This is a genomic window from Bacillota bacterium (genome assembly GCA_040755295.1).
Taxonomy (GTDB): domain Bacteria; phylum Bacillota; class Desulfotomaculia; order Desulfotomaculales; family Ammonificaceae; genus SURF-55.
The window spans coordinates 84,165-109,562 of record JBFMBK010000007.1 but is presented as its reverse complement, the minus strand read 5'-3'; the positions used below and the strand labels follow the sequence as shown (position 1 = coordinate 109,562).

16 protein-coding genes and 1 pseudogene are annotated in these 25,398 nt (G+C 55.0%); 1 reads left to right on the top strand and 16 read right to left on the bottom strand.

Features of this window, described 5'->3' with window-relative positions; all coding sequences use genetic code 11:
• Window positions 1-11: 11 nt before the first annotated feature.
• From AB1500_07095 to mobB, 10 genes and pseudogenes are all read right to left on the bottom strand, one after another.
• Window positions 12-353: a type II secretion system protein GspG gene (locus AB1500_07095; protein MEW6182928.1), complete on the bottom strand. Its 342-nt coding sequence runs from the start codon at window positions 351-353 to the stop codon at window positions 12-14.
• 33 nt (window positions 354-386) lie between these two features.
• Window positions 387-464, bottom strand: a pseudogene (locus AB1500_07090) (prepilin-type N-terminal cleavage/methylation domain-containing protein).
• Window positions 465-685: 221 nt separating this feature from the next.
• Window positions 686-1,810, bottom strand: a complete 1,125-nt coding sequence (locus tag AB1500_07085) for a type IV pilus twitching motility protein PilT (GenBank protein MEW6182927.1) — start codon at window positions 1,808-1,810, stop codon at window positions 686-688.
• 342 nt (window positions 1,811-2,152) lie between these two features.
• On the bottom strand, window positions 2,153-3,859 hold the full coding sequence (locus AB1500_07080) for a GspE/PulE family protein (GenBank protein ID MEW6182926.1): 1,707 nt from the start codon (window positions 3,857-3,859) through the stop codon (window positions 2,153-2,155).
• A 23-nt stretch (window positions 3,860-3,882) separates the two neighbouring features.
• Window positions 3,883-5,028 (bottom strand): 3-dehydroquinate synthase, encoded by a 1,146-nt coding sequence (gene aroB / locus AB1500_07075; protein ID MEW6182925.1) that lies wholly within the window; start codon window positions 5,026-5,028, stop codon window positions 3,883-3,885.
• Between the two features lie 63 nt (window positions 5,029-5,091).
• Complete coding sequence (locus AB1500_07070; GenBank protein MEW6182924.1) at window positions 5,092-5,610, bottom strand: shikimate kinase; 519 nt, start codon at window positions 5,608-5,610, stop codon at window positions 5,092-5,094.
• Window positions 5,607-6,776: a chorismate synthase gene (gene aroC / locus AB1500_07065; GenBank protein MEW6182923.1), complete on the bottom strand. Its 1,170-nt coding sequence runs from the start codon at window positions 6,774-6,776 to the stop codon at window positions 5,607-5,609. Before aroC ends, AB1500_07070 begins: the two co-directional genes overlap by 4 nt.
• Window positions 6,777-7,227: 451 nt before the next feature.
• Window positions 7,228-8,103 carry a shikimate dehydrogenase gene (locus tag AB1500_07060; GenBank protein MEW6182922.1) on the bottom strand — a complete coding sequence of 292 codons (876 nt, stop codon included), beginning with the start codon at window positions 8,101-8,103 and terminating at the stop codon, window positions 7,228-7,230.
• Between the two features lie 5 nt (window positions 8,104-8,108).
• Window positions 8,109-8,633: a YqeG family HAD IIIA-type phosphatase gene (locus AB1500_07055; protein MEW6182921.1), complete on the bottom strand. Its 525-nt coding sequence runs from the start codon at window positions 8,631-8,633 to the stop codon at window positions 8,109-8,111.
• Window positions 8,627-9,736: a molybdopterin-guanine dinucleotide biosynthesis protein B gene (gene mobB, locus AB1500_07050; protein ID MEW6182920.1), complete on the bottom strand. Its 1,110-nt coding sequence runs from the start codon at window positions 9,734-9,736 to the stop codon at window positions 8,627-8,629. Before mobB ends, AB1500_07055 begins: the two co-directional genes overlap by 7 nt.
• A 290-nt stretch (window positions 9,737-10,026) precedes the next feature.
• On the opposite strand from mobB, the gene sigK reads away from it, so the two are divergent.
• The gene (gene sigK / locus AB1500_07045) at window positions 10,027-10,722 is read left to right on the top strand and encodes an RNA polymerase sporulation sigma factor SigK (protein MEW6182919.1); all 696 of its coding nucleotides are present in this window, start codon (window positions 10,027-10,029) and stop codon (window positions 10,720-10,722) included.
• Between the two features lie 131 nt (window positions 10,723-10,853).
• Here sigK and AB1500_07040 read toward each other — a convergent pair whose 3' ends face one another.
• The 6 genes from AB1500_07040 to AB1500_07015 form a co-directional block, all read right to left on the bottom strand.
• The gene (locus AB1500_07040) at window positions 10,854-11,228 is read right to left on the bottom strand and encodes a CGGC domain-containing protein (GenBank protein MEW6182918.1); all 375 of its coding nucleotides are present in this window, start codon (window positions 11,226-11,228) and stop codon (window positions 10,854-10,856) included.
• Between the two features lie 157 nt (window positions 11,229-11,385).
• Window positions 11,386-11,877: a GNAT family N-acetyltransferase gene (locus AB1500_07035; GenBank protein ID MEW6182917.1), complete on the bottom strand. Its 492-nt coding sequence runs from the start codon at window positions 11,875-11,877 to the stop codon at window positions 11,386-11,388.
• 174 nt (window positions 11,878-12,051) lie between these two features.
• Window positions 12,052-16,788: an Ig-like domain-containing protein gene (locus tag AB1500_07030; protein ID MEW6182916.1), complete on the bottom strand. Its 4,737-nt coding sequence runs from the start codon at window positions 16,786-16,788 to the stop codon at window positions 12,052-12,054.
• A gap of 443 nt (window positions 16,789-17,231) precedes the next feature.
• Window positions 17,232-22,055, bottom strand: coding sequence for an Ig-like domain-containing protein (locus tag AB1500_07025; protein ID MEW6182915.1), 4,824 nt, complete (start codon window positions 22,053-22,055; stop codon window positions 17,232-17,234).
• Between the two features lie 282 nt (window positions 22,056-22,337).
• A complete protein-coding gene (locus AB1500_07020) occupies window positions 22,338-23,582 on the bottom strand; it encodes a hypothetical protein (protein ID MEW6182914.1) in 1,245 nt (414 codons plus the stop codon).
• A 352-nt stretch (window positions 23,583-23,934) separates the two neighbouring features.
• Window positions 23,935-25,392 carry an S-layer homology domain-containing protein gene (locus tag AB1500_07015; protein MEW6182913.1) on the bottom strand — a complete coding sequence of 486 codons (1,458 nt, stop codon included), beginning with the start codon at window positions 25,390-25,392 and terminating at the stop codon, window positions 23,935-23,937.
• Window positions 25,393-25,398: the final 6 nt, after the last annotated feature.

Below are 25,398 nucleotides of genomic sequence, written 5' to 3'. Positions count from 1 at the left end.
CCTTTGGCAGCTTACCATGCCACACCGTTTGAATAACTGCCCCCGGATTGATAGGTATATTTATCTCTTGTCGGCGGCACATTCTGTCTGACAAAGATTTCGTCCCCAGAGTTACGTAATTCGTCTCTTCCTTTCGAAACCACGATGTAGGTATTTCCCGCCGCTGCCCGGTAGTAGTAGGCGTTGCCCCAAGGGTCAGTGATGCCTCCCGTAACACCGGTCCAGTTAATGTTGTCGTCTTGTAGTACCGTTTCAATGCTGGTATTATCGGGTAAATAGTCGTTCAATTCAAGATGCTCGTCCAATACCGTTTTGATCCCGCGGAACTCGGTCATAACCGCTTTTTCTCTCATGTTGTCCACCCTTCCGGGGAGTACAATTACCACAATAGAAGATAAGATAACAATAACGGATATTACTATCAATAATTCAACAACAGTGAAACCACGTTCACACCTTATCATCAAACTTCCGACCAATTCCTCAAATTCCCTCCAACAATTAAAATGAACCCCCTCAAAGGCGTTCATAATTGTAATTAATCAGACAATGTTAATTTAAATAGACAAATTATGGGCGACATTTTATAGACCATTGCTTATTATCGACCTGGTGGTGGTAATAACCTTTCTCATAGGAAAGATTCGGCAGAAATTACGGTTTTCCTGCTTGATTTTTGGAGTTTTTAAGTTCCCCGCAGCAAGGCCTCCGAATCCTCGACACGGGAGAACATCTGTTCCTTCGTAATAAAGCCCCGTGCGCTGAGGCTCTTCAGGCTCTGGTCGAAAGATATCATTCCGTACCGGCTCCCAGTCTGTATAAGAGTGGGGATCTGCTGCGTCTTTCCTTCGCGGATGAGATTCCGCACCGCCGGTGTCGCAATCAGCACTTCAACCGCGACAACGCGGCCTTTCTTATCTGCGCGCGGGAGAAGCTGCTGGGCGATAATCCCCTGCATAGCGCCGGCAAGCTGAATCCGCACCTGCCCTTGTTGGTGCGGCGGAAAGACGTCGATGATGCGGTCTATGGTAAACGCGGCGTTGGGGGTGTGCATCGTGGCCAATACTAAGTGGCCGGTTTCGGCGGCGGTGACGGTGATGGCGGTGGTTTCGAGATCGCGCATCTCACCGACCATTATCACGTCGGGGTCTTCGCGCAGGGCCGCCCTCAACGCGGTGGCGAAGCTCCTGGTGTCGTCTTCGATTTCGCGCTGGTTTACAATCGAGCGGTTGTGACGGTGCAGATACTCAATGGGATCTTCGAGGGTCAGAATGTGGCAGCGCCGCTCCCGGTTGATCAGGTTGACCATTGCCGCGAGGGTTGTAGATTTACCGCTTCCAGCCGCCCCGGTCACCAGGACGAGCCCGTGGGGGCGCCGCGCCAAGTGCGCGAGCACATCGGGCAGTCCGAGGTCGGCGATCGCCGGCACACGGGTGTTTAAGACGCGGATGGCCACCGCCGGGCTGCCGCGCTGCTTAAAGCAGTTAATCCGGAAGCGCCCAAGGCCCGATACTCCGTAAGCGAAATCGACCTCACCGATTTCCGCAAAGCGTTTTAACTGATGCTCGGTCATCAACTGCCGCACCAGGTCCTCGACATCCTCCCGGGTGAGCGTCTGGATGCCCTCTTCCTCCCCCTTCAGCTCGCTGCCGGTGACACGGGGAGTCAATTGTCCCTCCATGTCCAGACTCAGGGGAACAAGTTCGCCGTTGATCCGGAAAACCGGAGGCACGGCAACCGTCAGGTGAATATCCGAAGCCTTCTGCTCCACCGCCAGATTTAAGAGTATATGGATATCGGGTATTAACATCTTAAGTACCCCTCCCTAAATAAAATCAACCGCCAAGGCGCCAAGGACGCCATGGATAATAAAACAAATACCGGTTAACGGCTACTGCTTCTAAGTTTCAAGCTTACGGGTCTCATTTTCATCGTGGTGCCGCCTTGGGCGGCATGGGCAACTCCCTAACAAATAGGTTCAACGTCCGAGGTCTGACAACAGGAGCCAAGAGTAAAGGAGTCTTTACTCGTGACTCATGATTTGTGACTCGTGACTCGCAACTCGTGACTCGTAACTCGTGACCCGCGACTCATGACTCGTGACTCGCAACTCGCAACTCGTTACTGAAAACTCACACCTACTATCTACTGTTTAACTATCCTCCAAGTACGCCACCCGCATGACCTCTTTAATGGTGGTAGTCCCTTCCAGGGCTTTCTGGATCCCGTCTTCCTGAAGGGTTCGCATCCCCTCGGCTACCGCCTGCCGCCGAATTACAGAAGCAGGCATCTTCCTGATGACCATTTCCTTGATGGCAGGCGTTACCGGCAGCACCTCACAGATGCTTGTCCGCCTTCGATAACCGGCATTGTCACAGTACCGGCATCCCTTTGCCCGGTAAACGGTCACGGGATCGGAAGGCCCCATTCCCATGAAGAAGCGTTCGGGCGCTCCCGTCTCAGGTTGGTAAGCCTCCCGGCACCGGGGACACACCATCCGTACAAGCCGCTGCGCCGTAACTCCGATCAGCGTCGAAGCGACCAGGAACGGTTCTATTCCCATGTCCAAAAGCCGCGCTACGGCGCCCGCGGCGTCATTTGTGTGCATCGTCGAAAGGACCAGGTGTCCCGTCATCGCCGCGCGCACCGCTATCTCGGCGGTTTCGGCGTCCCTGATCTCCCCGACCATTACAATATCGGGGTCCTGGCGCAGCATCGAACGCAGACCGCGCGCGAAGGTCAGCCCCGCCTTCGTATTGACCTGAACCTGATTCACACCCGCCAGAAGGTACTCAACGGGATCCTCGATGGTTATCACGTTCAACTCCGGCGAGTTGATCTCCGACAACACGCCGTAGAGCGTGGTGGTTTTTCCGCTGCCGGTCGGTCCCGTAATCAGGATCATGCCGTAAGAATGCCGGATAATCTCCTTAAAGCGGCTCAAGTTCTCCTCCTGGAAACCCAATTGGTCGATCCGGAGAAGCATTTTCCCTTTATCCAGAATCCGGAGGACCGCCTTTTCCCCGAAAACCGTAGGCATGGTGGAAACACGCAGGTCAACATCACGTTCCTGGTAGCGGATCTGAATGCGGCCGTCCTGAGGGGTCCTGCGCTCGGCGATATCCATGCCGGCCATTATTTTAATCCGCGAAATCAGAGGCGCCCTGAACTTGCGTGACAGGGTCGTCGCCTCCCGCAGCATTCCGTCGACGCGAAACCTTATCCGTACGTTCTCCTGCTGGGGCTCGATGTGGATGTCGCTGGCCTGGTCGTTTATCGCCTGGATGACCAGTGAGTTGGCCAGGCGTACGATGGGTGCTTCATCTCCTATCGATTCTTCACGCCCGTCGAGGTTTACCGCCTCCATCTGCGCGATTTCGGTTACCTCCAACTCCTCCATCGCCTTGCCGAGCCCGGGCAGTTCGAAGTATCGTTGTATCGCGCTGTCGATTTCCCTCTCAGTAGCCAGCAGCGGCTCAATTTCCAGGCCCGTAGCGAGGTGAAGGTCGTCGATCGCCACCATGTTAAGAGGGTCGACCAACGCGACGGTCAACTTGTTTCCTTCCTTTTTAACCGGAATGACCTTGTGCCGGCGCACGAGGTTTTCCGGAACACTATCGAACAAAAGGGGGTTTATTTTCGTAGCGCTGAGGTTTACCTGGGGTATTCCGAGCTGGCACTGCAGAATATCCACGATGTCTTCCTGGGAAACATAACCGAGGTCAACCAGCGTCTTCCCAAGCCGTTCGCCGGTCTTCTGCTGCAGCTTCAACCCTTCCTGAAGCTGCGCCGGCGTAATGAGCTTGTTTTCTAAAAGAAAATCGCCTAAAAGCCGCCGTTGTCCTCTGGCTAAAGCCATCTTAATGCCCCCGTTTACCAAACTTACTTCGACGCCGTAACAACCGCCCGCACAGCCGCAACCGGTACACCGCGGACGATCCGTACCCGCCCGATGGCTTCCGGAAAAACAAAAGTTAACTGACTGTCGGATACCTTTTTATCTCGGTGCACAGCTTCTAAAAGTTCTTCTATCGGGATATCCGGTGGAATTTCACTCGGCAGGCCTGCACGGTTTATAAGGGCGGTTATGCTCTCGACCCCGGTTTTGTCGAAAAAGCCCAGGTCCGCCGCCAACCTTCCCGCCGCCGCCATGCCGACCCCCACCGCTTCGCCGTGCACAAAACGATGGTAAACGGTTACCGCCTCAAGAGCATGTCCGACTGTGTGCCCGAAGTTAAGGATGGCACGAATCCCTTCTTCCTTTTCATCGGCGGAAACCACCGCCGCCTTAATACGGCAGGACACCGACACGGCGTATTCAAGCGCGGGAGGTTCCAGCTTCAACAGCCTTTCGATATTCGTTTCAAGCCATTGGAAGAATTCGGCGTCCTTGATCACACCGTACTTAATCACCTCGGCGAGTCCCGCCCGGACCTCTCTGTCGGGCAGCGAGGCAAGCGTCCGGACATCAATAAACACAAAAAACGGCTGATAGAAGGCGCCGATGATGTTCTTAGCCCGCGGGTGATTCACCCCGACTTTACCGCCTACGCTCGAGTCCACCTGGGCCAGGAGCGTGGTCGGTACCTGGACCAGCGCTACACCCCGCATGTAAGTGGCCGCCAGAAAGCCGGCGATATCGCCGACCACGCCCCCGCCAAGCGCGACCACCGCGTCCCCCCGTTCCACCCCCCCGTCAAGGGCGGCGTCGTAAAGACCCGCCACGGTGCTCAGGTTTTTATAAGCTTCACCGTCGGGAATCTCCGCCCAGATCACCGTGAATCCCGCGGATGTCAAGCTCCGGCGCAGGACCTCCCCGTAAAGCCCTCCCACCGTGGGGTTCGTGACAACCATTATCCGTTTGCCCGCAAGGTGACGCCCGGCGTAGTACCCGAAATCCCCAAGCGTTCCTGCTGCGACATAAATCGTATAACTCCGCGGCCCCAGTTCAACCTTAACTTCCCTCACCGATACGGTCCTTTCCCCGGAAGATATATGCAAAACGTCGCCTGATTCTGTCAGGCTCACTTTTCGCGGCCTCCGGAAGGCGGCTCTAAGTCAGTTTTTTTCCTTAAGAGCGGGAGCTCTATCTCATGTTAATTGACCCTTCCCCTGGAGATGCTCGAAAATTATGCGTGCCGACTGGTCGGGCCCCTGCTTTCCGGTATCCACGGTAAACTCGGCGATATCATACGCCGATGCCCGCTGCGCCAGAAGTTCCTGTACCTTTTCTTTCACATCCCCTTTGAGAAGGGGCCGTCTTCTTTGTTTCGCCTTAACCCGCTCAATAATTACCTCCGGATCGGCGTAAAGCCTGATAAAAATCCCATTCTGCCGCAGGAGCCCAACGTTTTCCGGGTTAAGAACCATCCCTCCCCCGGTGGCGATGACAAGCCCGGAACGGAAGGCCAGCCGCCGGCAGATAAGATTCTCTTCCGACCTGAAACGCACCTCGCCGTCCTCCGCAAAGATCTGGGGGATGCTTTTCCCGGCCAACTGCTCTATCTCCGCGTCGGTGTCCACGAACTTCCATCCGAGAAGGCGTGCGAGCCGTTTGCCCACCGCGGTTTTGCCCGTACCCATAAACCCGATTATGACGACATTTTTCACAGCTCCACCAGCCTTATCCGTTCTCTGTATCCTGCCAAGTTTAGTTTCACTTCTTTTAATGTATCGCCCTGGAACTTTTCCATACAGGCCCGCGCCATTTCCCATGCTATGACCGCTTCGGCGATTACACAGGCGGCCGGCACCGCGCATACATCCGAACGCTCGTATGACGCCTGCACGGGTTCAGCAGTGTGAAGGTCCACGCTCCGAAGCGGTTTGGCCAGCGTGGGTATGGGTTTCATCGCCGCACGGACAACAACAGGCTCACCGTTCGTCATTCCTCCCTCGACCCCGCCGGAGCGATTTGTCTCACGATGAAAACCGCAGGCCGGATCGTAGAAAATCTCGTCCTGAACCATCGACCCCGGAAAACCTGCCGCCGCAAATCCAAGTCCTATTTCCACCCCTTTGATCGCCTGGATGCTCATCACCGCCTGAGCAAGACGCCCATCGAGCCTGCGGTCCCACTGCACAAAACTGCCCAAGCCCGGCGGCGCCCCGAAAACCCGCACCTCAAAAACACCGCCGAGCGAGTCTCCGGCGGCCTTTGTCCGGTCAATCGCCTCCACCATCAACTTGCCGCCTTTCTCGTCCGGGCAAGATACCGGTGAATCTTCAACCTTCCCCCGGATTTCCGCCGGTAGCCCATCCATGGCCTCTACCTGCACCGGCCCGATGCTCAAGACCTGTCCGGCAACCTCAATTCCCAGCTCTTCCAGAAATCTCCTGGCGATGCTGCCCACGGCGACGCGGGCCGCGGTCTCCCGGGCGCTGGAACGCTCCAGGACGTTCCTGATGTCGCGGTGTCCGTATTTCAGCGCTCCCGCCAAGTCCGCATGTCCGGGACGCGGCCGGGTCACTACGCGCTCATCGACGCGGGCCGCGGCATCCGCCGCCATCACGCGGTGCCAATTCACCCAGTCCCGGTTTACGATCTTGAGCGCGATCGGGGAACCGAGCGTGTACCCGCCGCGCACCCCGCTCAGGATCTCCACTTCGTCCTTTTCTATCTTCTGCCGCCCCCCACGGCCGTAGCCTCCCTGGCGCCTTATCAGTTGCCTGTTAATATAATCGGCCGTCAGTTTAAGGCCGGACGTCATTCCTTCAATAATCGCCATAAGGGCGGGACCGTGTGACTCCCCCGCCGTAAGGTAACGGAGATCCATATTTTACTCCTTCCTCCCGGGAGACCCCTACAAAACCACGCCTGGCCAGTTTGGAGGACCTCCAACCTTTAATTCAGCTCCGCGCCGGCCATCCTCACCCTCCCTCGGCACTCAAATCGGTGCGTATCAACTCTTCATTAAGTGCTGGGTTGTTTTTCGCGGTCTCCGAGATTCTTTAAAAGCCTTATTAACCTGTTTTTCAAGAGAGAGTCAATAATTCCTCATGGTTAAGAGGTTTTGCCGCTCTCATTCAGCCAGTTTCTACAATATTTCGTTAAAGTTAACAAAAATCCTGCAACAGGTATCCGTCTGGCATATCGTGCTATTAATGGAACGTCCTTTTAGGTTTTATGGGAACCAAAATCACGACCGGTATACCCGGTTGGTTTTCCCCTTTTATCGATGAACAAGCCCCGTCAGCAATACCGTCGAAGTTCGCCGGACGGTACTATTAAGCGCCTTTCATTGCGGCAAGGCCCTGCAGCATTATCTCTTCCGGCGGTGAACTGCCCGTCCACAGCTCGAAGGCCGCAATCCCTTGATAAAGCAGCATCCGTAAACCGTTTTGCGTTGCGGCGCCCGCCTCGGCCGCCATTTGAAGAAAACGTGTTTCCACGGGGTTATAGATAAGGTCCACCACCAACTGGTTTTTCCGGAAGGCTGCCGGCGATACCGCGGGGCAAGCCGACTTTTCAGGGTGCATCCCTATGCTCGTCGTCTGAATCACAACGCCCGCAGCCTGAAAAACATCGGCTTTGCGTTTGTTCAGATCTTCCCAGGGCAGGGCGACCGCCGTGGTTTCCGTGTTTGCCTGCACCTCTCGTGAAAGTGCCTGTGCGCGTTCGTACGTTCTGTTAAAGACCACAATCCGGCGCGCGCCGGCCATTCCAAGCGCCATACACACCGCCCTTGCGGCCCCGCCGGCGCCGAGCACTACCGCTTCCGCGCCTGCAGGCTCACAGCCCGCTTCCCTGAGCGCCCGCAGAAAACCGGTGGCGTCGGTATTATACCCCGTCAACCTGCCGTTACGGTTTACAACCGTGTTTACCGCACCTATTAATTTTGCTTCGGGCGTAACCTCGTCAAGGTAGGGCAATACCGCCTCTTTGTGAGGCACCGTAACGTTTACGCCGACCAGACCGAGCGCCCTTAATCCCGCTACCGCCGCCGGTAACTCCTCTTTCCGCACCCGAAACGGGAGGTATGCGAAATTCAGGCATAAAGCCGCAAATGCCGCGTTGTGCATCGCGGGTGAAAAGGTATGCTCCACCGGATCCCCAAAGATACCGACAACCCTTGTCCTGCCGTTTATCAAAGGCGTTTCCATCACCTTCACCCCCGTACCCCACGGAACAGGTTACTTTTGTATCCGAGCCGGGATAACACGATTCGCTCCAACTTTCGGATGATAAGCCGCGTCAGGATAAAATCCGGACCACCCAGAGAGGTGACCATTATGGTGTAAAGTCCCATTCGGTTTCCCCCCAAGACATCCGTAAACAACTGATCGCCTACCATGGCGGTACTTGAGGCCTTCTCCCCCAAAAGCCGCAGCGCCTTCCGGAACGGTTTGCCCCACGGTTTTATAGCCCTGAATACCCCCTGTAAACCCAGAGCGCGGGCGATTTTACCGCCCTTCCCCCGCGAGTTGTTCGACACGATGCAGAGCTTGATACCGCGCTCCTGCAATGCCTTAAGCCATTCCGATACCTCCGGTTCAGCCTTTTCTTCACCCCGGACCACCAGCGTGTTGTCGAGATCAAGGATCAAAGCCTTGATCCCCAGGTCTTCGAGCATCTTCGGTGTAATATCGAAGAGTGATCCAAGGTAGAGGTCCGGACGCAACAGCTTCAGCAATTCCTGTCCCCCCGCGCTAAAAAACGGCCGATGATAAAACCGCTTATCCCCTTAATATCGTCGCGTGAAAACACAGGCACCCCGCGGCGGGAGGCATCGTCCGTTTCACCGACGACCGCCACGGTCCTTCCGCCGGAGCCGATCTCCTCCCCGCCATCGATTCCGGTTTCACCCATTACCCGGATCTTGGCAAAAGGCGCTTCTTTATAACCCTCGACCAGTATGATATCCACCCCATCCTCCATAAGACTCAAAACCTTCCCCAATGCCGGGTGCCCTTCCCGTTGAAAATATAATATGCCGCCCGGCCCGGTCAGTGCGGTTTTCTCCGCGCCCGCCTTAATAAAGCGGTCGGTATCCTTACCCCCTGTATCACGCACCTCGTGCCACGTGTGCTTTAAAACGGCCGCCCGATAACCGGAGGAAGCAAGGGATGCCACCAGGTTTTCAAGCAGAGTCGTCTTCCCCGTACGCGAAAACCCCGTCACTCCCACGACCGGCACGGAAGTGATTATATCATGATTTAACCGTTCGAACTCACCAGGGGTGTTTATATTAAAAAACACCCTGCCGGAGTGCGGCCACCCGGCAAAATCCATTTCCGTAAGATAACGGACCCGGACCTCACCCAGAAAGCTCACCACCCGACGGCCTCCTTTTTCAAGATAACGGCTGACCGGAGCCAGGCACGATTTCTTATAGGCCGCAAAGAGGGGCTGAAGCCTGCCTCCCACACAGGGGACCGAAGCGTCATACCCCTGCAGTCTTTGCACAATAAATGCCGCCATCTCGCCGTCTATAAAGGGAAGGTCGCAGGCAGCCACAAAAACCCGGTCGTGGCTTGCAAAAGAAAGTCCGGCGTGAACCCCGGCCAAAGGCCCCGCCTCCTCAAAGAAATCCTTCACCACCCGATCGGCCAGCCCCCCGTATACCCCGGGATCACCCGCTATGATAACCTCGGAAAAGACCCTTCCCAGGGCAGAAACGTCACGCTCAATAAGCCTGCGCCCTTCAACCTCCAGAAAGGCCTTGTCCGTTCCCATACGGGTGCTCCTGCCCCCGGCCAGGATTACTGCAGTCGCTTCTACAAGCTCCACCCCCATTTGCAAATATTCAGCCGCTCAGCGTTTCCCATTTTTTTAGCTTAACCCAAATCTGCCTGAATCGCCAGAGGTTGAAGACAAAAATCGACCGGACAGGCACAATCAATTTTCACGAAGCGTAACATTAAAATACATTCCTTTATGACATTGCCGCCGGCTCGGCCCCTTTCGTCCGGTTGGAGCGGGCATCACAATCCCTTGGCCGATGCCGAACCGGCCGCCGCAAATCTGCAGTAAATGTCGACGATATGCATCGTCGTCCGGAGATTGACATCTTCAGGAGGGGTTTAATGATAGCAGCATTTGCCACGGCCATATCCCTGGCGAGTGGGTTTTTTCCGCTTCTCGGCTACGTTACGAACAACTCCTTTCCCCGCCCGCTTTCGGAAGAAGAGGAAAAGAAACATATCCGGCAGATGCTCCGCGGTGATGAATCCGCCCGGAACATCCTCGTAGAACACAACCTGCGCCTGGTGGCTCATATCGTGAAGAAGTATGAAGGGTCCGGGTACGATGCAGAAGACTTGATTTCCATAGGCTCGGTGGGTCTTGTCAAAGCCATCAAAACGTACAACCCCAATAAGGGCACACGTCTTGCTACCTATGCCGCCCGGTGCATAGAAAATGAAATCCTCATGTTTTTCCGTGCCGCCAAGAAGAATCGCGCCGAGGTTTCGCTCAATGAACCGGTGGGCGTAGACAAGGAAGGGAACGAGGTAGCTCTCATCGACATCCTGGGAAGCGAGCCGGATTCCGTTATAGACCAGGTTTCACAGCACCTTGAACAAAAGTCGCTGCGCGAAAAACTCTCCCACCTCTCCTCCCGGGAACGAAAGATCATCATCGCGCGCTACGGGTTCCTAAACGGACAGTGCTTTACGCAGCACCAGATCGCCAACGTGCTCGGCATCTCCCGCAGTTATGTGTCCAGAATCGAAAAAAGAGCGCTCGAAAAGCTCGGCGCCAACTGTAAAATAGCCAAGTAGTCTTATAAGAGTGCTGCAAAACAAGTTCGTCACAAGGACGTAAACCTGTTCCCAAACAGCAAGCACAGGATTCCATACCGATAACTTTACTTGCGCTACACGCAACTTAAGAACAAATGCCTGCCTGTCAGTTAAAAGATTTTCGGCGGCATATACTTGTGCCCTCCCTCGACGACGTCTATCCCCACCTTATCCCTGACGGCTTTGAGGATATCGTCTTTCCGCGGGCAGAAGCTCATGATACAGGTTCCGATATGGATGACGTCCAGTGTTTCGTTAAGCATCGCAAGCGGTCCCTTTAACGTAGCCAGGCTCAACACCACCCTGCCGCTTTTGTTCCCTTCGCATTCGCCGCAGTCCACAATACCGACCACCGCCACATCCTCATCCTTATACCGCTCGAACTCCCCTTCCCTCCGGTTCATCGCCACCAGGCATCTCACGTCGCCGGGACAAAGGTTCCTCTTTCTGACCATGGTGCAGCTTATTAAGGCGATCTTCTTCACGGCGCCACCTCCTCTTTAAATTCCGCTATGGTAAATATTAACTCGTCGGAATTTTGCCTGTCAATACATCAGCATCCATCGTGGCTACCCATTGAAGGGCAATAACATTATTATTAAAAAGTTCGAAGTAGATACCTAGTCCAAAACCGCAGGGGAACTAAGGGTTCGGGCTTAAATCGTAACGCTCCTCCGTAAGCAGCTTCCCCCATAGAACGTGCGTCTTCTTTTCGGCCAGGACAAAACCAGCCGACTTGTATAGGTGGCGCGCCGCGTCAAGGTGGCCCAGCGTCCAAAGGAATACAGTCGTGTAGGCGCATCTTTTTGCAAATTCGAGCGCTTCTTTGAGGAGAGCCTTTCCCATGCCTAAACCGCGGTAAGCGGGGTGAACGATAAACCAGCGAAGCTGCGCCTCGGACTCCGAGCGGCCGAAGACAGCGATGGAAGCGGCAACCTGCCCGTCCGCCTCCGCTACCCAAAGCTGGTCCTTTCCTTCCTTGAACGAACAGGCGAACTCAGCGATCCCTGCCGCCACATACCCCTCGAAGCTCAGATCGAAACCATGCTCACTGCTGTAAACAAGGCCGTGGAGGTATAGAACCTGCCCGAGATCGCCGTGCTTAAAGGGTCTTATAGTATAGCCCTGTATCATTTTAGTAGATAATTATATAATGAATTGTTGTTTAATCTTTATTTTAACATGTTGTTAAAACAATAAAGAAAAGTATTTTTAACGGCTCGGTTGATTGCCTTACCCTATGTCTGGTTTTAATTAACTCGGATACCCCAACTTATCTGAATTAATGCCCGCTGTATTTCCTTAACTTCAAACCGTAATCGACGCGATGAAGGTGACGACGATCCGGTAGGTATAACCCCCGGACAGTATTTCGTCAGTCCATCCCACCGTCTGCTTGAAGGTTACATCCACCGATTGGTCGCCGGTGTTTTCAGCGATATTCCCCCCGGCGGGCAGGGTCACCTCGAAACCCGCCGCCACGCTCATCGCGTTCTGCAGCTTCTTCGCAAGATCGTATGAACCGTTGTAAGCGGTCATCTTTCCGTTCGTATTCACGGTATCCGCGTCGGAGGCGGTAACCTCCCAGGATTCAGTGCCGGGTTCGACGTCAATCGAAAGCGTTCCGGACTGCGTAAGGGGCTGGTTTGAAGCCGGGCTGAGGCTCCAGCCTGAGATAGCGGCGGGCGCGGTGATCGTGATGGTGGCTGACGGCGCCTCCGTGGTGAAACTGAAGTTGAAGTCGGCAGCCAGATCATTGTCGGCAAGGTCCTTTACTGAGCCTGCCGGGACATAAACGGTGTAGGTGACGCTGCCGCTTAGGTTGGCGTCCGGATCAATGATGAGTACCGCGCCGGCGATGCTTTTGCCGAACGCAACATCGCTGCCGTCCTCGTGCTTGAGGTTGATTGAGGCATAGTTGGCGCTTGCCTGAATGTCTTCATCAAAAGTGACTGTTATGGTTCTGTCGAGTGTCACGCCGGTAGCGCCGTTCGCCGGATCGGTGCCGCTTACGGCCGGCGGGTATATGTCCGGTTCTGCTGTAAAGCTGTAGTCGAAGTCTCCGGCCAGGGCGTTGCCGCCTGAGTCTTTAACCGAACCTGCCGGGACGTAGACCGTATAGGTAACGCTGTAACTAAGATCGTCGTTCGGATCGATGGTCAGCATCCTGCCGCTTAGCGTCTTGGTGAACGGGACGTCCGCGCCGCTCTGGTCCTTCAAGGCGATACCGGCGTAGTTGTCGCCCGAAACCACATCCTCGGTGAAACCGACGGTGATGGTCTTGTCCAGTGTAACGCTTGCAGAGTTCCGGAGGGGATCGACGCCGGCGACCATTGGTTTGGCGGGCAGCCAATAAGCACACCGCAAGTCAAAATTAGTCGCGTCGTAGTAACTGATATACGGGCTTCCGGAAACGTCCAGGACAATTGAGGTATACTGGCCGACACTTGCACTGTTGTCCACTGTTTCCGCATGCCAGCCCGAAGCGTCTTTATAGGCGTATTTCAAGGCTGTATTGGTGATGTCATAATAACTTATATGCGGATAGCCGTTTTTCACCCCTATCGATGTCCACGTTCCGACCTGGTCGGCGCTGTCAATATTCTCGTTCTCCCTGTGCCAGCCGGCGCCGTCCTTATAAACATACCTCAGGTCCCAGTTGGTGCGGTCGGAACTACTGAAATGAGGATAACCCGATTCGTCCAGGGCTATTGACGAGTACTCACCTGTTATCCACGCGCTGGGGTCAGCGTCGGTAATGCTCCAGGCGCCGCCCGACGGTTTATAGGCGTATCTCAGCGTTGCGTTGCCGCCGATAAGATAGTAACTGATATGGATTCCGCCGGAAGAATCTATGGCGAGGGATGACCACTGTCCCGGTCTGCTGAGATCGGAGTCCAGGATCTCGTTATGCCAGCCGTCAGCCTCCTTCCATGCGTGCATCAGGCGATAAGTGCCGGCATCTATCATTCTAAGATAACTGATATGGGGGTAGCCGGTAGAATCAAAACCCAGACCGGTTTGATTGGAACCGGCGCTGTATTCCGCATCCACAAGCTCCATATGCCAGCCGCTTGCGTCTTGGTAAGCGTACTTGACATTGGCATTGGTGTCGTCACGGTAACTTATGCAGGGATAGCCGGCGGAATTCATTTCTATGGAAGTATTCGTCCCCACACCGCCCCCGGAATCCACGGTCGTCGTGTGCCAGCCGGAGGAGTCCTTATACGCATACTTCAGGTCGTCGCTGGAATCGTAATAATAACTGATACGAGGGTACCCATAGACATCCAGGGTTATGGACGTCCACAAGCCGGTCAGGCCCCATTCGTCCGCGATTTGCAACTGCCAGCTGCCTCCGGCCTCTGTGGTAAAATTCAAATTATAGTCCGACGGCAGCCCGCTGCCACCCAGTGTGGCGACCGAATCGGCGGGCACGTAGACCGTATACGTCACGCCGTAGCTGAGGTCTGTGTTAGGATCGACGGTAAGCACGGCGCCGTTGATGCCTTTGGTGAAAGCGACATCACTGCCGTCCTGGTGTTTCAGATTGATCGAGGCATAGTTGGTATGTGCCTGTATGTCCTGGCTGAAGGTAACAGTGACCGTCTGGGCCGACGGGACATTTACGGCGCCGCTGGCGGGATCGGTGTCCCACACCGCAAGCAGCGCTTCGGTGGTGAAGCTGAAGTCGTTATCCCCCGGCAGCCCGGTGCCGGAAGCATCTTTTACACATCCCGCCGGAATGTACACGGTATAAGTAACGGTATATTCGAGAACGCCGGTCGGGTCGACGGTAAGGACGCTGCCGGCGATGCTCTTGCTGAAAGCCACATCGCCGCCGTCTCCGTCCTTCAGGTTTATCTGCCCATAGTTGTCGCCGGCCTGGACGTTTTTATTGAACGTTACAGTAATCGTCTGGTCGATCCGGACGTCGGTGGCGCCGCTTTCCGGGTTCGTGGCGCTGACTGCAGGGGCCGGTTCTGTGGTAAAGCTGAAGCTGAAGTCGCTTACCAGTACGTTGTTCGTCACGTCCTTCACCACGCCGGCTGGAATCGTCACCGTGAAGGTCGTGCTGTTGGCCAGGTTGCTGTCGGGATCGATGGTCAGCGTCTTCCCGCTTAACGTCTTGGTGAATGAAACGTCGCTGCCGCCCCCGTCTTTCAAGGTGATCGAACCGTAGTTGTCACCTTCCTGCACATCCTCGGTGAAGGTCAGGCAGATCGTCTTGCCGATTGCGATATCGGCGGCGCCGCGGCGGGGGTCGGTTCCGGTCACCGTCGGCGCGTCGGTCAGCCACCAGGCGTACTTCAGGTCGTCGCCGACGCTTCTGTAGTAAGTCATCCGCGGATTATCGGAAGCGTCAAGAGCGAGAGAAACAAACTCGCCGGAATAGAAACCGTCGGGCACGGTCTCTTTGTGCCAGCCGGAAACATCCTGATACGAATATCTGGGATATTTATTAGATGCGTCCCAGTGGCCGATATGCGGATACCCCGACCTGTCAAGAACCAAAGACGAGTAGTAGTCCCAACCGGGAGTGTTCACCGCCGTGATATGCCAGCCGTCAATGTCTTTGTAGGCGTACTTCAGGTCGTTGGTCGGACCACCTATGGCCTCAGCGCCTTTTACGTAACTGATATGTGGACGGCCGGACGCATCAATGGCCAGTGATGAGTAATACCCGGGATAGCCGGAACTTTCCACGGTCTCGGTGTGCCAGCCGGAAACGTCTTTGTACGTGTACTTGAGGTCCCAATTATCGGAGTAAAGGTAACTCATATGCGGGTATCCATTAGCATCAATAGCGAGAGAAATCCAGGCGCTGGCGCCGCCGATTCGGACAACACTTTCTATGTGCCAGCCGGTTGCGTCTTTGTAAGCGTACTTCAGGTAGCCGTTGGTCGTATCGCAATAAGCGATGTGCGGGTACCCCGATGAGTCCAGTTTTAGGGAATTATACGTGCCTACGTCGCCGGCGCCGTCGACGGTCTCCACTTGCCAACCTGAAACGTTCTTATAGACATATTTAAGAGCGGTATTTGTAACATCGTAGTAGCTGATATGGGGATAATTCGCGTCATCCAGAGCCATCGAGGTGTACTGCCCCACGCTGTCTCCGCTGTCCACAGTCTCCGTATTCCAGGCGGTATCTTTGTACGCGTACATCAGGTCACCGCCGGTAACATAGTAGTAACTTACGTGCGGCTGACCATATACATCTAAAGCTAAGGAGGTCCAGTGACCGATGTCGGCCGTCGCATCCGCAATTTCGCAATACCATTTGCCCGGAGAGGTAGTAAAGCTGAAGTTGCAGTCGGCCGCCGTAGGATTTCCTGACGTGTCGGCGATAGCGCCGGCGGGAACGTAGACCCAGTAGCTGACGCTGCAATTCAGGTCGCTGGTCGGGTCGATGCTGAGCACATTGCTGGCGATGGTCTTTGCGAAAGGAACGTCGGCGCCGCTCTGATCCTTAAGAGCGATAGCAGCGTAAGCAGCGCCTGCCTGGATGTTTTTACCGAAGGTAACCGTTGCGGTTTTGTTTACCCTGATATCGGTGGCGCCGTCGGTGGGATCGGTGCTGCTCACCACAGGCGCCGCTTCAGTGGTAAAGCTGAAGTTGTAGTCACTCTGCAAAGGCTCGCCGGAAAGGTTCTCTACAGATAGAGCCGGTATATAAACCCAGTAAGTCACACTACATTCGAGAAGACTGGTCGGGTCTATCGTGAGCACGTTGTCGGTAATGCTCTTGCTAAACGCCACGTCGGCGCCGCTCTGGTCTTTCAGAGCGATGGTGTCGTAGGCGGAACCGGCCTGTATGTATACGTCAAAAGTAACTGTGATCGTCTTGGTCGTTACTACGCCGGTAGCGCCGTCGGCCGGGTCGGTATTAAGAACAGCGGGCGCGGCCAAAGCCGTTGTGTGGACACTCCAGGGGCCGGCGCTCAGCAAAAGAAAAAAGAATGCCAATGCCAGGACAAAACTTATACTGGCGAATTTCCGATACATGCCGATTATTTGCCCGGCCGGTTCTCTTGGAACCACTCGCCTCGCCCTCCCGCTAAAGCCTTTCAGCCTTAGAAAGTCTTCAGGCAACACCTTAATGTCTTTGGATTAGTAATATTGAATAGGCTGCGAGCGTTAGAAATTATTTTTCGCAATATGGTACAATAGGCTACGGTTTTAATTGTGATATGTTAGGAGGCCATACTTATTTACATAATAATTTTCGTTATTGCGGTTGTGTTTCTTTAGAGAAAATTCTGGTTTTATTTGTCAGAATTTTTTGACAATTTTAAGTCGCCAGGCGCATTCGGTATCCATCAGAGTCGTACGACTGATTATAGAACCCCGGTGGCTTGGCGGTCTGCCGGTTCGGCAAACCGCGGGCCAAACAACTGTTATAATAAACAAACCTGCATTTAACTGCAGGTTTGTATTCCGCAAAGAACCTTTAAGGTTTTCTGCAAGCTTATGTTATACAGCAATCATACCGTTAACGATGCGGTAAAGGTAACAATAATCCTGTAGGAGTAACCGCCGGACAGCGGCGGGTCCGCCCAACTTACGGTCTGCTTGAAGGTCACATCAGCAGACTGGTCGCCGGTATTATCCGCGATCTTGCCGCCGACGGGCAGCGTCACCTCGTATTCCGCCGCTACCTTCATCGCGTTCTGTAATTTGCTGCCGGTGTCGTAAGAACCGTTCCAGGCTGTCATCTTGCCGTTGGTGTTCGCGGTGTCGGCGTCCTCCGCCGTAACCTCCCAGGACTCATCGTCGGGATCCACTCCGACGATAAGAGTCCCGGCCTGTGTCTGGGGCTGGCTTGCAGACGGGTTCAGGCTCCAGCCGCTGATACCAGGGGGGGGGGTAATGGAGATGGTTGGTCCGCCGCCGCCGGAAGTGGTAATAAAGCTGAAGTTGTAGTCGGCGGCGAGTGCATTATCGGTTAAGTCCTCTATCGAACCCGCCGGAACGTAAACGGTGTAGGTGACGCTGTTGCTCAGGTCACTTGTGGGATCGATGGTGAGCACCGCGCCGGCGATGCTCTTGGTAAATGCGACGTTGCTGCCGTCTTGATGCTTCAAATTAACTTGCGGATAGTTGCCGCCCGCCCGGACGTCCTCGCTGAAGGTGACGGTAATGGTCTTGTTTACAGCCACCCCGGTGGCGCCGTTTGCCGGGTCGGTGCTCTGGATTGTCGGCGCAGAGAAATCCCGATAAGCGTACTTCAGGTCGTAATTGGCGCCGTCGTAGTAGCTTATATGCGGGTTATACGAGGCGTCCAAAGCCAGCGACGTGTACGTGCCTACGCTGCTTTCCGTTCCGTCCGCCTGCATGGCGTGCCAGCCCGAACCGTCTTTGTACGCGTACTTGAGGTCGCCGTTGGTATTGTCATAGTAACTGATGCGCGGGTAATTAAAAGGGCCCAAAGCTATTGATGTGTACCAACCTACGGTTGCGCTTGCGCCGTCCACGGTTTCGGCGTGCCAGCCGGAACCGTCCTGGTACACGTATTTAAGGTTGGTATTGGTATAGTCGTAATAGCTGATATGGGGGTAATTCGAAGCATCCAAAGCGATCGCAGTGTACGAACCCACGTTGCCGGCGCTGTCCACGGTCTCGGCGTGCCAGCCGCCGCCGTCCTTGTATACATATTTAAGGTCGTAGTTGGTATCGTCGAAGTAGCTGATGTGCGGATACCCGGTACCGTCAATGGCTATTGACGTGTTTTTACCTACGTTGCCTGTATTGTCTGCGGTTTCCGTATGCCAGCCGCCGGCGTCCTTGGAAGCGTATTTCAGGTCGTTGTTGGTATCGTCGAAGTAGCTGATGTGCGGGTACCCTGAGTCTACTTTTATTGAATTGTAATAACCAACGTCGCCGGCACTATCCACATTGTATGTCTGCCAGTTTCCGTTTTTGAAAGCGTATATTAAGTCTCCATCATAGTTCCAGAATTCATCCCAATAATAGTCACAGAAACTAATATGCGGTTTCCCCGACGCATCCAGGGCGATTGAAGTCCACATAGCGTCCACGCGGGCGTTTGCCACGTTTTCCGTATGCCAGCCTGAGGCATTTTGATAGACATATTTCAACGTACTGCCGGCTGTGTAACTTATGTGGGGATACCCATATACGTCGAGAGCTATTGACGTATAACCTCCCCCTGAACCGTCCACGGTAGTTATTTGCCAGGCCGTGGTGGTAAAGCTGAAACTGCAGCTGTCGGCCAGTGCATTATCCGCGGTGTCCTTGACCGCTCCGGGAGGAAGATAAACCGCAAAGGTGACGCTACGTTCAAGGTCGCCGTTCGGATCGATGGTCAGCACCGCGGCGTTGATACTCTTGGAAAACGCCACGTCGGCGCCGTCCCCGTCCTTCAGGGTGATCAGTCCGTAGTTGGCGCCTGCCAGCACGTTTTCGCTGAAGGTGACCGTGACGGTCTTGGTTACCGGGATGTTAACGGCCGCATCGGCAGGGTTGGTGCTATGTACCGTCGGCAGGTAGACATCGGCCGGCCGGTAAGCATACTTCAGGTCGCCGTTGGCGTTGTCCCAGTAGCTGGCATGAGGGAGGCCGGACGTGTCGAAGGCAAACGACGTATAGTAGCCTGCGCTGTCCGCGGTTTCCGTGTGCCAGCCGGACGCGTTTTTATAGGCGTATTTAAGCCCGCCGCTGTAACTTATACACGGATACCCGGAAACGTCCAGGCTGATAGACGTACATGAACCCGCTGAGTTATCGACAGTGGTGTAATGCCAGCCGCTACCGTCCTTATATGCGTACTCCAGGTGGGCGCTATCTTGATAACTTATATGAGGATAATCAGAATCATCCAGGGTCAGAGACGGCCAGTGACCGCTGATGTCACCCGCACTATCAGGGGCACTCAAGTTCCACCCCGACCCGTCCTTGTACGCATATTTGAGGTTGGCGACATAAGTATCCTGCCACACATCGTATATCGCGCTGCAATAGCTGATGTGGGGATAACCGGACGCGTCCAGGTCGATCGAAGTAGTGTCGCCGAAACAATCACCGCCGTCCGCCGTCTCGGTGTGCCAGCCGCCGGCGTCCTTATAAGCATGCTTGAGATTATATAAAGGTTCTCCGTATGGACCAGAGTTGTACCACTCAAGGTAGCTGATATGGGGGTAGCCGGACGCATCAAGAATTATTGAGGTGTATAAACCCGAGTTGACGCCGGCGCCGGACGCCTGCTCAGTGTGCCAGCCAGACCCGTCTTTATATGCATACTTTAGGTCGCCGTTGGTCGTGTCGTAATAGCTTACGCGCGGATAGTCGGAAGTATCAAGGGCCAAGGACGTATACTGCCCCACGCTGACACCTGCGCCGTCGATCGTCTCGGTGTGCCAGCCGCCGGCGTCCTGGTAAGTGTATTTAAGATCGGTATTGGTGGTGTCGTAATAACTGATATGCGGATAACCGGAAGCATCGATCTTAATCGAAGTCCATTGCCCCACGTTGGCACTTGCGCCGTCCACGGTCTCGGTCCACCAGCCTGACGTGGTGAAGCTGAAGGTGTAGTCACCGGCAAGGCCGTTCCCCCACACGTCCTCGATAGCACCGGCCGGAAGCCGCACCGTATAGGTTTCGCTATAGTCGAGGTTGCCGTCGGGGTCGATTGTAAGTATGGCACCGTTGATGCTTTTGGTGACAGCCACGGTTGTTTCCGCACTGTCCTTCAAGGTAATGCTGCCGTAGTTGTCCCCGGCCTGGATGTTCTCGTTGAAAGTGACGGTTATCGTCTTGGTCAGGGGAACGTACATGGCGCCGTTAGAAGGGTTCGTATTGCTGACGGTAGGGGCCGTCGTATCAGCCACGGCGGTAAAGCTGAACACGTAGTCGCCCGCCAAACCGTTCTCGGCCATGTCCTTTACCGAACCGGCCACGGCGTACACCCAGTAGGTCACGCCGTAGTTGAAATTGCTAAACGGGTCAATGGTAAGGACGCTGTTGGCGATGTTCTTGGCAAAAGCAACGTCGGCGCCGGCCTGGTCTTTTAGGGCGATGCTGCTCCAGTTGGCGCCCTGCTGAATGTTCTCGTCGAAAGTGGCGGTAATGGTTTTATTAAGCGCCACGCCGGTGGCGCCGTTTGCCGGGTCGGTGCTCTGTACCGTCGGCGCAGCGGCATCGTAGACCCACCGAGCATAACCTAATATCCCTGTGGTCGAGTAGTAACAGCTGATGCGTGGGTTGCCGTCAGCGTCGAATTTCAAAGAGGTTTGATAAGTTGATCCACAAGCTACGTTCGGGTGTTGAGACCACCAGGTGCCGCCGGCGTCTTTGTACACGTAACTCAGGTCACCGGACAAATCGCAATAACTGATCGCAGGCAGATCGCTGTTGTCAAAGGCGAGGGACGTATCCGTGCCCTGAAAGATCCCGGCGGATGCGGCCTGTTTGTTCCAGGCTGCGCCGTCCCACCAGGCGTACCTGATATTGTTGTTGGCAACGGCGATGTAGCTGATGCACGGATACCCGGAGGCGTTAAACGCCAGCGACGAGTACTGCCCCTGGTTGTTCGTGGCGCCGTCCACCTGGGCGGGCGCCTGCCAGCCGCCGGCGGTTTTATAGACGTAATTCAGGTCGCCGGCCGTCGCATCGTAGTAGCCGACACAGGGGTACCCGGACGCGTTCAGCTTCATGGACGAGTACTTCCCAACATCGTTGGCCGAACCATGGGCGTTCTCGGCATGCCAGCCGCCGGCGTCTTTATAGGTATACTTGAGATTGGTGTTGCTAACGTCGTAGTAACTGATGCATGGATACCCGGACCCGTTCAAGGCCAGCGACGTATATTGCCCGACGTTGCCGGCCGTGTCCTGGTCCTCGGTCTCCGCGTGCCAGCCGCCGGCATCCTTGTAAGCGTATTTCAGGTTGCCGTTGGTGGTGTCGTAGTAGCTGATATGGGGGTAACCACTGCCGTCAAGGACGATGGACGTGTACTTCCCCACGTCGCTCCCGGCGCCGTCCACGTTTTCGGTGTGCCAGCCTGAGCCGTCTTCGTATGAATAGAGCAGGTCGCCGCTAGTCGCATCGTAATGGCTGATGTGGGGATTTCCTGACCCGTCAAGTACAAGCGATGAAAACCTTCCTACGGTGTGCCCCTCGTAGGCGACGTACTCCGTTGCCCAGTATCCCGGAGTCTGAAACGCCAAGGCAACGTCACACGTCCCAACAACCGCAAGTATAAAGAAAAAAAGCGCCGTCCCCAGTACCATTCTGCGTCTGGGCAGACAACACCTGAAAGCGAAACGGGTTACCCACCTTACGAGAACCATAGTTCGACCAGCTTTCAATCAGTTTTCGTTTAGGCTGAAGCCACCCGTAACGGCCCGCGAAATGTTGTGTACTGATAGCCGATTATTCACCTTTTCGCCTTTATTCGCATTTTTCCTTCTTGCCCGGTAATTTTCCAGCAGTATTTTAAATTCAGCGCAAAGTCATTGAAGCGTTTAAACCAATTATTTTACGCTTTTTCCACCCGGAAACCTTAAAGCAAAATAAAGAGCACCGCGCCCGCGGTGCTCTTTTTACTCACGTCTGTTAGTTTACACCCGCATTTACGGGGCCTGCCAGGCGTATTTCAGATCAGCGTTTGTCTCGTCATAATAGCTGATGCGGGGATTCTCGCCGGCGTCCAGCGCCAGGGCCGAATACTTGCCGACAACACCGATGGAGTCTACCGTTTCAATGAGCCAGCCGGAAGCATCCCTCGTAGCATACTTCAGATCGCAATTTACAATGTCGTAATAGCTGATTTGCGGCCTGCCGGAACCCCCCACTTTTATTGAAGTGAAATTGGCCGTAGCTGCATCATCGGCCTTTTCGACGTGCCAGCCGCCGGCGTCCTTATAAGCGTACTTCAAGGCCGCGCCGCCGCGGTAGCTGATATGCGGTAAACCGGAGGCGTCAAGGCATATCGAGCCGTGGCTGCCCGTTCTCGGCTTTTCCATTTCCTCCACGTAAGTAGTATCTATCAGGTGGTCATACGGGCCCATTCTGTTGCCGCTGTCCACGATTTCAACGTGCCAGCCGGCGCCGTCCCTGTAAGCGTATGCCAGATTGTGTTCGAGCCACTCCTTATAGATCCAGCGCTTTAGGGTCCAATTGTAGGTTCTTTTTGACCAACAGGTGATGCGCTTGTAGCTGATATGCGGGTTGCCGGCACTGTCGAGGACCAGGGAATTCCAAGCGCCGCCGACATTCACCGATGCGTCCACCCCCTCGAAATGCCAGCCGCCGGCGTCCTTGTACGCATATATCAAACGGCCCTGGGAATTGTAGAAGCTGATGTGGGGGTATCCGTCCGCGTCTACCGCTATCGAGTTGTATTCGCCGACGTCTACCGTACCTCCCCAGACGAGCTCGGAATGCCAACCGGAAGCGTCTTTATAAGCGTACATTAATTTAGTGGGTGTACCGCCGGTACAGTAACTGATGTGCGGGTAACCGGACGCGTCGAGCGCGACCGACGTGCTCTTCCCCACGTTGGCGCCGGCTTGTTTCGCAAACTCAATGACCCACGCGCCTCCGTCCTGGCGGGCGTATTTCAGGTCCCCGTTGGTCCGGTCGTAGTAACTGATGTGGGAGGATCCCGCCGGGTCAATAGCCATAGAGGTCCACTTCCCGACACTTCCCCCGCTGTCCACCGTTTCAATGTTCCAGGCGCCGGCTGCGGCCACGCCGTCCGTAAACGCGGCAACGAGCGCAAGCGCAAACACAACGGCCGAGATCAGGGAACCACGCCAGGTCAACCGCCTGGTTGTCCAACCGTTTACTTCGACTTTGGGTTTTGATGGTTTCAATCGGCATCCTCTCCTTTAATTAAAATTACTCGTCTGCTTTGTCCTTACTTTTCACGTATAATTGTCTTTTCACGTGGCAACAACTGACGCCGTTTCCATATCGGATTTATAATTTTCACCCTGGATTTATCTAAATATACAACGGATAATACCATTTTGGGACTAAAAAAAAGACCTGCTTACTAATTTAAAAGCAGGACTTGTGAAAAAACTGAAGCGGTTAAAGTATCCGCATGTCTTAAAGTATGGTTAAACAACAACCTATGCGGTAAAGGTGACCACTATCCTGTAGGAGTAACCGCCCCCCACTGTTTCTTCATGCCTCTTCTTAACCTGCGGCTATCTTAACTAATCAACAAGACAGCCTCCCGAGGCTGACCAGCATCCGTTTCAGCAGGACAACCGCTTCCGCCCGGGTCGCGTTCTCTTTTGGCGCAAACAGCCCACCGCTCCGGCCCTCGATTATGCGTTCCTGCGCGGTCAGCGCGGCTGCCTTTCGGGCCCAAATGGCGATCCTTATCCGATCGGTGAATCGCGCTAACACCGTCTCGATATCGGTTGTTGCCTGTTTCTGGTTCTGGGTCAAAACCCGTGCCAGGATTGCGGCGATCTCTTCCCTGGTAATCCGGGCGTTCGGCCGCAAGGAACCATCCGGGTATCCCCGCAGCAGTCCCGCCTTAAAAGCCGCTTCCACCGCCCCGTAATACCAATCGCCGTCCCGGACATCCTTGAAATGACCGCCCTTCGGTTGGACTTCTTCGATACCCAGGCTCCGGATCAAAAAGGCCGCAAACTCCGCCCTGGTAACCGGCCTGTCCGGACAGAACTTTCCGCCGCCGACCCCGCGGACGATTCTCAACCCGGACATTACCTTTAAGTCGCTTTCAGCCCAGTGCCCGGCGATATCGTTAAATGCCGGGGATAATGGCGTATTGACATTTGGGTTTCTCCCCGGCAAACCTGAGTAACCGCCGCCTGCGGGTCCGGGCGTCTTAACAGTCACCGTAAACTGCCCGGTGGCTTCGTCCAGCAGGGTGCCGTCCTCAAGCATCACCCTAGAAAGGACCGAGTAATTACCCGGGCTGAGTCCTCCCGCCGGCGCGTAAGTTGCCTTAAGCAGCATGGACATGGCGGGGATCAATGAAGAAGCGGCAAGCGGCTCGCTTATCGTTGCGAGCGCCTGTCCGCCGGCGCTGTATACCGTACCCTCTCCTTTAATTTTAAAGTGATGGTTCCCCGTGTTTCGAAAACCGGTCATTATTTCTACATACTGTCCCTCGTTTGCAACATTGGCGGACAGGCCGCTTATCTCCCCGCTGTGAACAAACTCACTCCCCTGAATGGTCAATACGACGGGGACGACTATGCCGGACGCCACATTGACGTCTCCCCCGGCGGGAGGAGACAAACAAACGCTTATCACCGCGTACCTTCCTCCGTCACCGACGCCGCCGGGAACGTTGATAGTGACGTTAACGTCCTTCGATTCTCCCGGATCAAGGTGAAACGACGCGCTGTCTACGTTGATAAAGCCGCGCGCCGTGTACGGACCGGTGTCAAGAGCAGGCGAAACAGGTTCCAGGACGCCGTCGGATTTCTGCCCGAAACCCTTCACATTAACCTGGACGTCGGTGGCCGGGTCTCCCTGCCCCAGGCTGACCGCGATTACGTGGCTGTAAATACCGGGACCGACCTCCCTGTCGATGGTGGCCCCACCGACCACCAAACCGGGATTCGCAAAACAAGTGTTTGCTGGCGCAAGGCTTAGTGAAAATGCCAGCAGGCATGCTATAAAAGACTTTAGACACATGATACG

Coding starts and splice junctions, on each gene's coding strand:
- AB1500_07095 (MEW6182928.1), bottom strand. CDS start 353: ATGAGAGAAAAAGCGGTTATGACCGAGTTCCGCGGGATCAAAACGGTA.
- AB1500_07085 (MEW6182927.1), bottom strand. CDS start 1,810: ATGTTAATACCCGATATCCATATACTCTTAAATCTGGCGGTGGAGCAG.
- AB1500_07080 (MEW6182926.1), bottom strand. CDS start 3,859: ATGGCTTTAGCCAGAGGACAACGGCGGCTTTTAGGCGATTTTCTTTTA.
- aroC (MEW6182923.1), bottom strand. CDS start 6,776: ATGGATCTCCGTTACCTTACGGCGGGGGAGTCACACGGTCCCGCCCTT.
- AB1500_07060 (MEW6182922.1), bottom strand. CDS start 8,103: ATGGAAACGCCTTTGATAAACGGCAGGACAAGGGTTGTCGGTATCTTT.
- mobB (MEW6182920.1), bottom strand. CDS start 9,736: ATGGGGGTGGAGCTTGTAGAAGCGACTGCAGTAATCCTGGCCGGGGGC.
- sigK (MEW6182919.1), top strand. CDS start 10,027: ATGATAGCAGCATTTGCCACGGCCATATCCCTGGCGAGTGGGTTTTTT.
- AB1500_07035 (MEW6182917.1), bottom strand. CDS start 11,877: ATGATACAGGGCTATACTATAAGACCCTTTAAGCACGGCGATCTCGGG.
- AB1500_07025 (MEW6182915.1), bottom strand. CDS start 22,055: ATGGTTCTCGTAAGGTGGGTAACCCGTTTCGCTTTCAGGTGTTGTCTG.
- AB1500_07015 (MEW6182913.1), bottom strand. CDS start 25,392: ATGTGTCTAAAGTCTTTTATAGCATGCCTGCTGGCATTTTCACTAAGC.